The following is a 13,557-nucleotide window of genomic DNA, read 5'->3' as shown; positions in this document are numbered from 1 at the left end:
GGAAGGCTGACATGGGCGAGAGCGCTGCGCCGGTGATGTAGCGCAGGCCCGTTTCGTGCAGCGTGCGGAGCGTTTGCGCGTCGCCGAGAATCGCCCCGCCAAGGGCATCGCCGTGCCCATTGATGTATTTGGTCAGCGAGTGGAGCACGAGGTCTGCCCCATGTTCGAGCGGCCGCTGGAGCGCGGGGGAGGCGAAGGTGCTGTCGACTGCAACCTTTACACCGCGCGCGTGGGCGCGCTCGGCAATGGCAGCGAGATCAAGGATGCGGCTCAGCGGATTCACCGGCGTCTCGAAGAAAACAAGCCGGGTCCGCTCGGTAATCGCGGCATCGAGATTTTGAGGATCGGACAGGTCGACCGCGACGACCTTGATGCCGAAGCGGGGAACCGCCTGTTCGACCATGGCAAGCGTGTTCGCATAAAGCGTCCTGTGGACGATGAGTTCATCCCCTTGGGACAGGAGCGACAGGATCAGCGTCCCGAAAGCCGCCATCCCCGAGGCAACGACCAGACCTGCCTCGGCTCCTTCCAGATTGGCAAGCCGTTGTTCGAGGATCTCCGTCGTCGGATTGTATTCGCGCGCATAGAGCCTTCCGCCAAGCGCGGCGGCGGCCTCGTTCGCTGCCACGCTTTCGAATCCATAGGTCGAGGTCAAGAAGACTGGCGGCTGAACGGCATTGGAAAAGCCGGCCGGATCGTAGCCATGATGGATCGCCCGAGTGGCGAATCCGGGACCGGTGTCGTTGAGCGACCGCGTGAGAGCATCGGTTTCGGATTGATAGGAACGGGTCATTCGGCCTCTAAGATCTTGCTTGGGTTTCCGAAAGATTGACGGCAAACTGGCCAATGTGAAATATCCAGTTGGCGATGAATGAAATGGTCCAGTCTTCAAGTGCCGGTTCTGCAGGTCGCTCGCACGCGATGGGTGCACGCCAGATCTACGAGGCTCTTCGCGAGCAAATCCTCGGCGGCGTCTATGAAACCGGCAGTCAGCTGCCGTCCTCCCGAGGCCTCGCAAATGACCTTGGGGTTTCGCGAACGACGGTGACGGTCGCCTATGACCAACTGACCGCGGAAGGTTTCATCGACGTCCGTAAAGGCGCACGACCTCGCGTTGCATCCTCGCTGATCGGTCCTGAGACGAGCCGCACCGTCGCGAAACGAGTCGGCCCGGTTCATCTGTCCGCCTATGGCGAACGACTGCGCGTTACGCCGCCCTGGCCGGATTATCTGCCGACTGGACTGAAGGTCGATTTCCGCTATGGCGACCTGGCGCCGTCAGACTTCCCCGCATTGGTCTGGAAACGTGCGATGAACGAGGCGATGGGGCAGCGCCCGTTGCGTCTTGCCTATGACGATCCTCGCGGCTCGCGCCGGCTGCGCCAGGCGCTCCAGGGCTATCTCTGGCGCGCCCGAACGCTGAGCTGCGACCTCGAGCAGATCATCATCGTCAACGGTTCGCAGCAGGGCCTCGATCTGTGCGCTCGCCTACTTCTCGATTCCGCCGACCGCTTCGTCATCGAGGACCCGTGCTATAGGATGGCGCGTCAGGTCTTTGCCAGTACGGGTGCCTCGCCCGTCCCGGTCACCGTCGACGAGGACGGGATGAAGACGGAGTTGCTGGCGGGGATCGGGGCGCGACTGGCCTATGTCACGCCATCGCATCAGTTTCCGCTGGGCGGCGTCATGCCGATCGCGCGCCGCCATCAGCTTCTGGAATGGGCGCGGCAAAACAACGCCTATGTGATCGAGGACGACTACGACAGCGAATATCGCTACGACATCAATCCGGTCCCTCCGCTGCACAGTATCGAGGACCACGGGGCTGTCATCTACCTCGGCACGATCTCCAAAACGCTCTCGCCGATGCTGCGTATCGGCTACCTCGTCGTCCCGCCGGAATTGCAGGAGGTCTTCGCAACCGCCAAACAATTCGCGGACCGGCATTCGCCGGTGGCTGAACAGGAGGCGCTGGCCTCTTTGATCGAGAGTGGCGGCTACGAAAGCCATGTGCGCCGCGTCCGCAGGCTGAACGGCGAGCGTCGGGAGACGTTGTTGGGCGCCTTGCGGCACAGCTTCGGCGATCGCATCGCTGTCCAGGGAGCAGATGCCGGGCTGCACGTCGCCGTTTGGCTCAAAGACCTGCCACGATCGCAGGAACCGGCACTGGTCGAAGCCGCCCGACGTGCGGGCTTGGGGCTACACCTAATCTCGCCGCTATACGAACAGCCATCGGACGAAGGCCGCGCGGATCGCGTCGGTCTTGTCATGGGATATGCCGCCTTGAGCATTAGGCAGATCGGGAAGGGCGTTGAGGTCCTGCGAGAGGTTGTCAAGCAGGTGCAAGACGCGATGCCGGCGCGGAACAACTGAGACAGGGGGAGGTCAAAGCAGGCGCTGAAAACGGTCCGAGGGGGCCCCGTATTTCTTTGCAACAGCCAACTGGACTGGGAAAACGCCATACCATGCTGTTGATCAGGCCAGTTTGGCGGCAGATTTTCGTGCGAGACGAATTTCCGAAAGCGATGCATGACCCGGCAAGGAAAGCTGCTTCACATCCATATCGCGCCCGCTGCCTCCTATGAAATGGAGGATCTGGAGGAGGCGTAGCTTGTTGCCGGCCGAGGTGGGCTCGAGCACCCGCAAGACATAATCGACGATCTCTATCAGGCCTTGTCCACCGCCGAATGATGGAATTATCCAGCGCATGGTGCGGCATGCACCATGGCGACGCCAGAAGATCTGGACGCTCGACAAGCACCTTTCTTGAAACATTTCCCGAACCACCCGCAGCGCAAAGCCTCCCCATGAGAAAAGAGTATCCCATGTCTTTCACGCCATTGATTGCCCCGAGATCAAGGCCCGCTACCGGGATTTTCATCTGATCAGCATTGTGGTGCGGAACGCTGGAATCGACGTGCCGGATGCACAGGCGTTGAACGACACGATTGCGGCGGCGGAACAGGCGGCGCTTCGCGATGACGCCCAAAGGGACGCGCGTCTTGCGGCGTGGGCCGTTGCCTACGAGGCTTTCGGCACAAAGGCCAATCGAACGCCGTGCTCGGCCGCCGCGCTTCTCAAGCGGGTGCGGAAAGATGGCTCTCTCCCGCGGATTTCCCCACTGATTGATGCCTACAATGCCGTCAGCGTGTTGTATGGCGTTCCGATTGGCGGGGAAGATCTCGATCTCTACCAGGGGTCCCGAGACTTTTAATTGCGAAGGGAGCGGAGCCATTCGACACGATCGAGCAAGGTGAAATGGTAACCGAGCATCCCGAACCGGGCGAAGTCATCTGGTGCGATGATTCCGGTGTCACGTGCCGCCGCTGGAACTGGCGGCAGGGGCGGCGCACCATGGGTCACGGTCGATACCCGCGCCATGTGGCTCGTGCTGGAAGCCTTCGGCCCAATGTCAGCTATACAGATGACGGGCACCGGAGAGCATTTGATGGGACTTATCCAAGCGTTGTGCCCGGGTGCGCGAATCGAAATCGCGCGGATCGACGAGTCCACTACATCTCGTGTCCCTTAGGGCATGGTCCACCTTTCGGAGAAACACCCCACTCAGCCCTGTCCGGATCTGGCGCTCCTTGCTCGCTCCGCTGGCCTACACAGTTGATCGCGAACGACCCAGAACGGCTCTCGAAAACGAGGGTCGAACGAAATCAGATCATTGCTTGTTCTCCCTTAGCGTTGTTTGGCGTACTTTTATCGCGATGCCTCCAGTGGGGATGGTCCAAATTGCGCAAGCTCGGTCGAGTGATCGCGGAGAAGCTTAATGTCGACTAAATCGAAATTCATGGAGCGGTACGGACAACGGGTGCGAACCCGGGACGTCGTCCCGGTGTCGTCAGGCTCTCCCGTCCGACTGAGCCTCAGTTTTCTTCACGGCGCGAATACTCCTGAGGCCGCCCGGATTCTCGTTAAGAGACAGCTGCCGCTCAGGACGGCCCACGCGATACTCACGGAGATGGTCGATCACGGCAAGGCGTTCGTGACGGTTCCTTGCGTCGACGACCTATTGGCACTGAAGAATGAACTGTCGTCCGCAGGCGTGATCGCGAAGGTTCATGCGCCGCGGCCGATAAGTGTTCGCGAAGTCCGGGATCGCACGAAGCTCTCTCAGGAGGCATTCTCCGTGAGGTATGGCCTCGATCTGGCAACGCTTCGAAACTGGGAGCAAGGTCGCTCGAAACCGGATGCAGCGGCGAATACTCTCCTTTGGACCATCGCCCGGAATCCGGAAGCAGTCGAAGAATCGCTGGACATGGAGGACGGAGTGGCTGCCCCTTCGCCCTAAGGGTGCCGATCACTTCGGCGCGCGGCAATTCGGCCGCCAGCGCGATGACCGGCCGCCGCGCGGTATCGACAGCGCGCGAGCCTCATGCGTCAGACGCCTTCCTTGGCATGTCGCACGCCAGATCCCAAACATGATTCCATCGCAACGAGCTGGTGACGGAAGCAGTGCCTGCACTTTGGAAACGAGCCATTTGCGTTCTCAAGGACGTCGCGACTCGTCTCGTCCAGTAAAAGTCGCACTCATTGTCAATTGCGATGTTCCGCAGTCAGCTGGCCGTTTATTTTCCTAAGATCTGCGTTATAGGCCGGGGTGTTGTCGCCGTTTCGGCGGGTAAGATGGGATAGGCGACCTCGGGTGCCTTTCCGGTCAGCGAGTTGAGGAAGGCAACAAGCAGGTCGACTTCTTCGTCCGCCAGTACCACGCCAAGCTGGGTGGTTCCCATGATGGCAACGGCCTGTTTCAGATCCCAAACCTTGCCCGAATGAAAGTATGGCGCGGTGAGTGCTGCGTTGCGCAGCGGCGCCACGCGGAAAACATAGGAATCGTCGGCTGCATTGGTGACCGCAAATCGGCCCTTGTCTTTTTCCGGCAGGACCTCGGCGCTGGGCTGTTCCACGAGGCCGAAGGGGTAATAGGCTTCCCCACCAACGTTGATGCCGGCATGGCAGGACGAGCAGCCTTTGTCCATGAAAAGCGCCAGGCCCTGTTTCTGTTCGGAAGTCATGGCAGCCTCATCACCATTGAGGAAGCTGTCGAAGGGGGCCGGGGTGACCAGTGTCGCCTCGAAGGCTTCGATTGCCTTGGCGAAGTTGTCGAAGGTGACCCGATCGGCTTCAGCCGGAAAAGCTGCATCGAACCAATCGACATATTGCGGCATCGACTTGAGGGTGGCGATGACTTGACCCGGTGTATTGGCCATTTCGACGCCGGCTTGGACCGGTCCCTTCGCCTGAGCCTTCAGGTCTTCGGCACGACCGTCCCAGAACTGGGCGATGTTGAAGACAGCGTTCAGTACAGTCGGCGCGTTGCGCGGTCCCTTCTGCCAACCATGGCCGATCGAGGTTTCTTGATTGTCGTCGCCGCCGGTGGCCAAGTTGTGGCACGAGTTGCACGACAAGACGCCTGACGCCGAGACGCGTGGATCGAAGAACAGTGCCTTGCCGAGAGCGATCTTCTCCGGGGTGATCGGGTTATTGGCGACTGCCGGCGTGGTGGATGGCAAAGCCCTGAAGGTGGCCAGTGCCGTTTCTCTGAGGTCTGTGGGGATCGAATCCGCAGCAAAAGCGGTGGCTGCCAGCAAGGGGACAGCCATCGTACTGAATAGGATTTTCATAAATGATCTCCCTGCGTCGTCCACGCAGCCACTCTGGGATACGCAGCCCATGAACGCCCTGCGCTAGATCAGCTGCGGGAGAGGACCGGGGTCTGACACCTGTTTTCGCGGCAGAGCTTGGACCGTCCGGGAATTGAACGCTCTTCTCGATTGGATTTCAGGGAGGCGGAGGATCGCTGCTCGGCAAGCGGCGGCGCCGGAGCCGTGCTCCGGTTCTCTCTGCGCCTTCTACCATGAAGAAATCGGGTCCGCCGCCGTGTCAGATTTCGGTTCGGGTTATCTGTTCCGCTGCAGGACCTGCTAGATTTCCGGCGTGCCTTCGCCAGATCGACGTTGGCCGAAATCGATCCGCGATCGCGTCTTGTAGCACCCTTTGCGGGACAATCTTATTTTCGACTGTGGAGGGCCGTTGGGCTGAGCGAAATTAAACGAATTTCAAAGGGCGCCCGAGTAGCTGTTTTGATTGACTTGTGAGGCCTATAGCCTCCATCGAGCGAATATTGGCAGACGACGGAGCACAATTTTGGCTTCGTTTATCATCTTGCTTCAATAGGACAACTGCTTTGCAATAACTACACGGCAATTTATCATCATGAATTTTAGAGAACCACGTCCAACGCAGTGATTTAACATCGGAAGCGTTGCAGTCCTGTCGCGAGACAGCTGATCTACAAATACAACAAGATGATTAACATCGCCAAAGGGCGCAAAATATTGTTTGTTCGCTATAGTACGCTCCAGCTGCCGGCGAAATCTCGATATAATAACCTCGTCGGCGTACCCGCTCCAGCCTCACATACGACTGCGACGCCTATACTTACGCTTTTCCACTGCCCGACATGCAGGCAGCGAGCCATTGCATCGCGGAGGTTGCATCTTCCAACATAGCGACCTGTTCCCCAAAGCGGGAAAAGTCTTGCGCGCTGCGCTCGCAGGTATTCGTCCGTTGTATGCATCAAAGCACGCCCTGGGGGCGGCTTCGTAGATCCGGTCTCTGCGATGTTCTGGCCATTCGTTGAGAAAATCGATAGCATCCGCAGGACTGGCAATCTCTTGCACGATGTGCGCTGCACGCCTTACGAAAAGTGGGCTGCTGAAAGTCCCTGAGCTCATTCGTTCTTCCCGACCTGCTGAACCGCTACTTTGCGTGAACAGGCGCCTCCTCTACACCCGCCCACCATTGCGGAATGTGTTGTCACAGCGATAGGGGTTCAACAGCAAAGCAGCGGCGTGATGTCCTCGGTTTACCAGCGGGCCAATCCCTAACATCCTGCTGCGAGAGCGGCTCACCGGATGAATCTACATCGTTTCGACCATTGCGAATCAACGCTTGATAGTTCCTCCACGCGCCACCAGGAAGCGGCCACTGCTCTGCCACCGACTTCACAGCCAAAGAGAGGATGGCGAACAGAAACAGCCCGCTTCGTTTCGAGATTACTGGTCGTCTGGCGCAAAGCTTACGGCCGAGACGCGCCTGAAAATGCGCAAGCACCGCGGCAGGTCGCCAACAACGGAACGCATCAACGGTCATGACGGCGCGATACCGCGCTATAGATCTCGCTGCTGGACGAGCATCGCAATAATCCTGTCGAGACCTTGGTTGCTTTCAGCGGCGACCGCCACTATGAAGCGACGCTTCGCCGACTGTGTTTCACGCCGCCTGGAGAGTTTCATGACAGAAGAAGCCGAAAAAAACATTGACACCCTCATCGAGCTCACGGCCGATGTCGTCTCAGCCTATGTCTCCAACAATCCGATCCCGGTGGGGGATCTCCCTGCCCTCATCGGCCAAGTGCACGCGGCGCTGAAAGGGACGGCGGAAGGTGTCTCTGCAAAAGAGCCGGTTGCGCTGACGCCTGCAGTCCCGATCAGGAAGTCGGTGACACCGGACTACATCATCTCCCTTGAAGACGGGAAGAAATTCAAATCGCTAAAGCGCCATCTGTCGACCCACTATGGGCTGACGCCGGATGGATATCGGGCCAAATGGGGCCTACCGGCGGATTATCCCATGGTCGCGCCGAACTACGCCGCGGCGCGCTCGTCATTGGCCAAGACAATGGGGCTCGGCCGCAAACCGAAAGCGCCGGAAGCGCCGGAGCCGGCGCCGACGAAGCGAACCCGCAAGAAGGTCGCGGCTTGATTTCGGCAATGGAGATCCGTTCTGGAGCGTTGCAGCCATCGGCTTAATCTGCGCGTCATATAAAAAGGCGGGGCCAACCCCGCCTTCCTTTCAAACAACTTTGTTTCATGAGGAATTCGCGACGCCTGCTCGCTCCTATCGAGCGGCCGTGAGGACCTCCGGACCTACGCGCCCACTCTTGCCAGGACGTTTCAACCAGCTTTGCTGAGGCTGCCAGCGGAGGATTTGCCGGTGCGGCGATCCTGCTCGATCTCATAGTTGACCTTCTGGCCGTCAGCGAGGGTCGAGAGGCCCGCACGTTCGACAGCCGAAATGTGGACGAAAACATCCGGACCGCCATTGTCGGGCTGGATAAATCCAAACCCCTTGGTGCTGTTGAACCACTTTACCGTTCCAGTAGGCATATACGTGTTCCTCCTTAACAATTGCAACGTGGGCAGGCCATTAGGCCTGCCCGACTCATAGCCGAGACTTAGGCGCAGCAAAAAGCGAAAAATTGTTAAGCCCCGATCAGCTGGCGCACTCCATTTTGGCCGTAGTCGCCAGCAAGCAGTGTCCTACACTACCGCTCGAGCATGGCCGGAAGCACCCGATCCTTCCAACGCTCCTCAGCGCCACGTCTATGGCTGGTGCTTGGAGGCGCGGGACGTAAGGCCGACCGCTGCTCGTGCCGCCAGGTCAAAGGCCGGGTGGTTCACGGAGCTACCTTCGTGCATAACGGCTTGGCAAGCGCTTGAAGGAGTTTCGAATTGGATTGTTTCAAGAGGGTCGAGGAGTTAATCGATGCCACCAGCGTGGAAGCGATCGATAACGCGCGCGTTTTGCTGGACCAGTTCAAGGGCAAGTCAGAAACAGTCGCCCAAGCGATCGATGACTTCCTACTTGATTTCATGACCTTGCTGTTTGTGGTAGAAGCTACCCGCGAGCGGTTCCACAATCCGGCGAGGCGGTTGGCGCGTATCAGATTGAGCAGGATCAGGCTGTTACTCACCCGATGCTCTTGACCTAAGGGACCACGCCGCCAGCGATGCGTTTGCAGCGGCAAAGAAGGCAAAATCTGTTCGCCGGCAAACCGAGCACAGCCAGGCGGTATTTACGCAGATGAATTCGATCGCGACCGCCAAATTCTCCTGTTTGGTACCCAGCGACGACGGCAAGCGCGCGCACCTTCCGTGCTGCTGTCCTCCAGCGACAAACGTGCCTGCATGCCCCCATCCACGGCGAGCTCGACGGTTGTTTCTTACGTTTGACCAAGGTCCCGCGCAAACACTCCCCTTTCCCGCAGCAACTCATCAGGCTCAACGGCCTGGCGGCAGGCGCATTACGCCAGAAGCGCGCTACCGCATCGTTTTTTCCGGCCCGAGTCCTACGATCTTCGTTTTCCAGCGCCTCGCGGATATCGCCCAACTCGCCGATCTTTGATCAGATCCGTCTTCGCGCGCGAGCAGGCTCCGCGCTCGAGTTGGCTGGGCTGCTCACGCCTCTGCCCTTCAGCATCGACCCGGTCTGGCTGTCGAGGACAGGGTTCCGCTGGGGCGACCAACATCTCCATTCTCACCTCAGTGCAGCGGCCATTCGAAGCGCATCCTATACCCCTCCCCCGGCAGCGCACCCAATCGTCTTCCGAACGAAGAAGATATTCTCAGCCGCGCGCGCGTCGCGTTCGGCCCTGTCCGATGTCCGACAATGTCGGATGCGCAACATGGCAGAGCCCGATTTTGTCTACTGCCTCGAACGGTTTTCTGATCTGGCACGGTGCATGCTTGGTCATCGGCAAGGCGTCGCGGACCAAGGAGAATCCGTCCCATGATCACCTCACCAAGAAATACCGCCGCAGGTCTCCTGGCTCCATCCAAAGATGAGGCTCGAGTAAGGCCTGGCACCATGAAGAGCTTATTCATCTGCCTCGGCGCTGCCCGCCGATCCTCCCACGCGGGGAGACGGGGACGCAGCGCCTTCATCAAAATGAGGAACAAATCACTTTGCCTTGAACCTTGCCTTTCGACCAGCCACCACAACCGGAGCCATCGATCGTCCGCCTGGCTGCGCAACGCGTTCATTGCCACCGCGCTGGCCCTGGTGACGACCGCTCCGGCTCTGGCCGCCACCGCCGGCGGCAAGGTGACGGATTTCCTGCTCGACAACGGCATGGAAGTGGTCGTCATCCCCGATCACCGCGCGCCGATCGTCACTCATATGGTCTGGTACAAGATCGGCAGCGCCGACGAGCCACCCGGCAAATCAGGCCTTGCCCATTTCCTCAAGCATCTGATGTTCAAGGCGACGACCAACCACGCCGCCGGCGAGTTCGACCGAGCCGTCTCAGCCATCGGCGGCTACAATAACGCCTTCACCGGCTATGACTACACCACCTTCCTCGAGACGGTGGCGCCCTCGGCGTTGGGTGAGATGATGGGCTTCGAGGCCGATCGCATGTTCAACCTCATCCTCAACGACGATGATATCAAGACCGAGCGCGACGTCATCCTGGAGCAGCGCCGTTGGCGCAGAAAGACGAACCCGCAGATTCTGCTGGACGAGGAGGTCAACGCGACGTTGCGGCAGAACCAGCCCTACCGCATTCCGGTCATCGGCTGGATGCAGGAGATGGAGAAGCTGAACGGCACCGACGCATTCACCATCTACAACAAATACTACCGACCGAACAACGCCGTGCTGGTGGTGGCCGGCGATGTCGAACCGGAAACGGTGAAGGCGCTGGCCGAGAAGACCTATGGCAAGGTTGTGCGCGGGCCGGACCTGCCCCCGCGCAACCGCCCGGTCGAGCCGGAGCAGAATACCAGGCGCACAGTGACGCTGACCGATGCGCGCGTTTCGGTGTCGAGCTTTTCAACTCAATGGGTGGTGCCGTCCTATCATACGGCAGAGCCCGGCGAGGCCGAGGCGCTCGACCTGCTGGCCGAGATCCTCGGCGGCGGTAACCGCAGCCGGCTATATCAGGAGCTTGTCGTCAACCAAGGCATAGCCTCGGCGGCCGGCGCCTCCTTCCAGGGCACCATGCTAGACGACACCAATTTCACTATCTCCGGCTCGCCGCGCGGCGATGCAAAGCTCGTCGATCTCGAAGCGGCGGCCGTTGCCGAAGTCGCCCGGATCGCCAAGGATGGCGTCACCAGCGACGAGCTGGACAAGGCCAAAGACCGCTATATTCGCTCGGTGATTTTTGCGCACGACGAGCAGGACCACATCGCCAACATTTATGGCAAGACGCTCACCACCGGTGGCAATGTGAAGGACGTGCTCGAGAGGCCGGACCGCGTCCGCAAGGTCACCACCGACGAGGTCAAGGCGGTCGCCGCGCGTTATCTGGTGCTCGACCATTCGACCACAGGCTATCTTTTGCCGCAGCAACAGGCGGGGAATTGATCATGAGCTCCATCCCCATGCAAATGCGCCGGCCGGTCTTCCCTCGGAGCGCCTTCGCCACCCTGTTCCTCTCCATCCTCTTTCTCATCTTGCGGGCGCTCGCCGGTAAACGGGATCTGTTTAAAGCCGCGAGGATCGGTTTTCGCGGGCCTTGCCAGGCATTTGCCGGTTCAGGCGTCATTATTGGGGTGCGCTCCTCCTCAGGCCAGCCTCTCTTCGAGGGATAAAGTCGCCGATTCGTGGTCCGCAGATTGTAGGCGCGGCCCACCAGCGCTCCGCGCGGCTGGCGAGGCCGATGTCCGTTGTTCAATCGTTCGACTAGTAGAACCGCGAGGCATCTTCTAGCGTATTCAGGTATTCTCCCTTTCCAGTTGGGTACCGTGGTCTACCAGCTGTCTGGCCGAGGCCCTATAAGGAACCCGGACGTCGCGGAGTACACATCGCACCTGCTGTATATACCTGCTGCGTTGAGGAGGAATCCGGTATTGCCCCTGTGCCTGCCGATGATCCATCACCTGAGATCCCCTGACCTGTTTGGACCCATTGATCGCCTGCCGGCACTTGGCACGCGGACTAGCGAGCGGACATTCGAGGTCCTCAACCCGTCGACTGGCGAAGTGCTGGCAGAACTACCCGACATGAGTGTCGAGGAGACATGCGCTGCGATCGACAAGGCCTATGTCGCTCAGCCTGGATGGGCGGGGTTGACCGCACGTGAGCGCAGCGACGTTCTATGGCGATGGCATCAGTTGATCATCGACCACGCCGACGATCTCGCCGCGATTCTCACCGCGGAGATGGGCAAGCCGCTTGCAGAAGCCAAGTCGGAGATATCGCATGCTGCGGCGTATCTGCAATGGTACGCCGAGGAGGCCAATCGCGTCTATGGCGAGACGATCTCCGCACCATCGATGGACCGCCGAATGCTGGTAATCAAGCAGCCCATCGGAGTTGTTGGCACGATAACGCCATGGAATTTCCCGGCCTCGATGGTGGCGCGCAAAATCTCGCCAGCCTTGGCGGCGGGCTGCACGATCGTCCTCAAGCCCGCTGAACAGACGCCGCTCGTGGCGGGAGCAATGTTCGCCCTCGCCCATCAGGCTGGCTTTCCCGAAGGCGTCGTCAACCTGATCTATGCGTCCGAAGGTGACGCGGTCGGCCGTGAACTTTGTACCAATCCCAAGGTCCGCAAGATCAGCTTCACCGGGTCGACTGAGATCGGGCGCCTTCTCATGCGCCAGTGCTCGGACCAGATCAAAAAAGTCAGCCTTGAGCTCGGCGGCAATGCACCTTTCATCGTCTTCGATGATGCCGATATCGATGCCGCGGTTGAGGGTGCGATCCAGGCGAAGTTCCGCAATGCCGGCCAGACCTGCGTTTCGGCGAACCGCCTTTACGTCCAGTCGGGCGTTCACGACGAGTTCGTCGAGAAATTCGTGCAACGGGCTCGCCAACTTCAAATTGGCGACGGTTTCGCTCCAGGAGTGGACATTGGACCGCTCATCGACAAGCACGCTTTGGCCAAGATCGAATCCCATATTGCCGATGCCGTCGCCAAAGGCGGCGCAATTCGATGCGGGGGCAAACGCATCGGCACGAATGGCACGTTTTTCCAACCGACAGTCCTGACCGGTGTCTCCAGCGAGATGACCGTCGCGCAAGAAGAGACGTTCGGGCCGCTGGCACCGATTATTCGCTTCAAAGATGCGGATCAGGTCGTGCGTGAGGCCAACGACACGATCTACGGCCTCGCGGCCTACTTTTATGCCTCCAACCTGAAGCGTGTCTGGCGTGTGGCCGAGGCCTTGGAATATGGAATGGTCGGGGTAAATACCGGCCGGATGTCTTCAGAAGCGGCGCCGTTCGGTGGGATAAAACAGTCCGGCATCGGGCGGGAGGGATCCCGCCATGGCCTCGAGGACTACCTCGAAATGAAATATCTCTGCATGGGCGGCATCTGAATTTTCGGCTTGCAGGGTTCACAGCCGGGTAACCTAGCGAGCGATCTCCAAATATGTGAATTGTAGGATCGCTCCTCGATTGGGAACTGAGGGGCGGCTCCGTACCCGAGCAAACACGCAATCCTGAAGGAGCACCCGGGCTGGACTTATCTCTCGACGAGACAAGCGTCTGCTTTGTCGGCGAAGACGGCGTGCATGTGACGGAGGATACGCTTGAGAGGGATTTGGCGGCCCTCGCCGACTATCTTCAGGCGACGGGCTGTCGTTGCGCGGGTCTGGTTGAAAGCTTGTTCACCATCGCGATCGTGAACGCTGGCTGTGCGCAATATCCGGTTTCTGGCGCAGAATTTTGAACCTGCTACCTTCTGATTGTCAGTAGCTCAGTTGTTCTTCGGCCGACTGCCGCGCCAGTACAGGCTCGGACAGTATCGAA

Annotated in this window: 12 protein-coding genes and 1 pseudogene; 9 read left to right on the top strand and 4 right to left on the bottom strand. The window is 59.6% G+C overall.

What is annotated here, in order from left to right:
- On the bottom strand, window positions 1–793 hold a 793-nt coding region (locus tag NKI24_RS23280), incomplete at its 3' end, for a trans-sulfuration enzyme family protein (RefSeq protein ID WP_352748651.1).
- 83 nt (window positions 794–876) lie between these two features.
- Here NKI24_RS23280 and pdxR point away from each other — a divergent pair.
- From pdxR to NKI24_RS23260, 4 genes and pseudogenes are all read left to right on the top strand, one after another.
- Entirely contained in the window at window positions 877–2,373 is a 1,497-nt protein-coding gene (gene pdxR, locus NKI24_RS23275; protein WP_502901485.1) for a MocR-like pyridoxine biosynthesis transcription factor PdxR, read from the top strand.
- A 156-nt stretch (window positions 2,374–2,529) separates the two neighbouring features.
- Window positions 2,530–2,607: pseudogene (locus tag NKI24_RS23270) on the top strand (MOSC domain-containing protein); the annotation flags it as partial.
- Window positions 2,608–2,935: 328 nt separating this feature from the next.
- A complete protein-coding gene (locus NKI24_RS23265; RefSeq protein ID WP_352748649.1) occupies window positions 2,936–3,214 on the top strand; it encodes a phenylalanine--tRNA ligase beta subunit-related protein in 279 nt (92 codons plus the stop codon).
- Between the two features lie 564 nt (window positions 3,215–3,778).
- Complete coding sequence (locus NKI24_RS23260; RefSeq protein WP_352468280.1) at window positions 3,779–4,300, top strand: helix-turn-helix domain-containing protein; 522 nt, start codon at window positions 3,779–3,781, stop codon at window positions 4,298–4,300.
- Window positions 4,301–4,577: 277 nt separating this feature from the next.
- Here the strand turns inward: NKI24_RS23260 and NKI24_RS23255 are convergent, their stop codons facing one another.
- Window positions 4,578–5,633, bottom strand: a complete 1,056-nt coding sequence (locus tag NKI24_RS23255) for a cytochrome-c peroxidase (RefSeq protein ID WP_352748668.1) — start codon at window positions 5,631–5,633, stop codon at window positions 4,578–4,580.
- A gap of 792 nt (window positions 5,634–6,425) precedes the next feature.
- Window positions 6,426–6,746, bottom strand: a complete 321-nt coding sequence (locus NKI24_RS23250) for a DUF982 domain-containing protein (RefSeq protein ID WP_352748646.1) — start codon at window positions 6,744–6,746, stop codon at window positions 6,426–6,428.
- A gap of 559 nt (window positions 6,747–7,305) precedes the next feature.
- Here NKI24_RS23250 and NKI24_RS23245 point away from each other — a divergent pair.
- Entirely contained in the window at window positions 7,306–7,776 is a 471-nt protein-coding gene (locus NKI24_RS23245; RefSeq protein WP_023679671.1) for a Ros/MucR family transcriptional regulator, read from the top strand.
- 191 nt (window positions 7,777–7,967) lie between these two features.
- Here the strand turns inward: NKI24_RS23245 and NKI24_RS23240 are convergent, their stop codons facing one another.
- Window positions 7,968–8,180 (bottom strand): cold-shock protein, encoded by a 213-nt coding sequence (locus tag NKI24_RS23240; protein WP_352748643.1) that lies wholly within the window; start codon window positions 8,178–8,180, stop codon window positions 7,968–7,970.
- Between the two features lie 345 nt (window positions 8,181–8,525).
- Between NKI24_RS23240 and NKI24_RS23235 the strand changes: the two genes are divergently transcribed.
- The 4 genes from NKI24_RS23235 to NKI24_RS23220 all read left to right on the top strand — a co-directional run bounded on the left by NKI24_RS23235 (window position 8,526) and on the right by NKI24_RS23220 (window position 13,124).
- Entirely contained in the window at window positions 8,526–8,780 is a 255-nt protein-coding gene (locus NKI24_RS23235; RefSeq protein ID WP_352748640.1) for a hypothetical protein, read from the top strand.
- Between the two features lie 961 nt (window positions 8,781–9,741).
- Complete coding sequence (locus NKI24_RS23230) at window positions 9,742–11,163, top strand: M16 family metallopeptidase (RefSeq protein WP_352748637.1); 1,422 nt, start codon at window positions 9,742–9,744, stop codon at window positions 11,161–11,163.
- 2 nt (window positions 11,164–11,165) lie between these two features.
- Window positions 11,166–11,390, top strand: a complete 225-nt coding sequence (locus NKI24_RS23225; RefSeq protein ID WP_352748634.1) for a hypothetical protein — start codon at window positions 11,166–11,168, stop codon at window positions 11,388–11,390.
- A gap of 276 nt (window positions 11,391–11,666) precedes the next feature.
- Complete coding sequence (locus NKI24_RS23220) at window positions 11,667–13,124, top strand: NAD-dependent succinate-semialdehyde dehydrogenase (RefSeq protein ID WP_352748665.1); 1,458 nt, start codon at window positions 11,667–11,669, stop codon at window positions 13,122–13,124.
- Window positions 13,125–13,557: the final 433 nt, after the last annotated feature.

This window comes from Mesorhizobium sp. M0701 (assembly GCF_040320365.1).
Taxonomy (GTDB): Bacteria; Pseudomonadota; Alphaproteobacteria; order Rhizobiales; family Rhizobiaceae; genus Mesorhizobium.
Note: the sequence above shows the minus strand (reverse complement) of the source record. Positions and strands in the feature narration are given on the sequence as shown.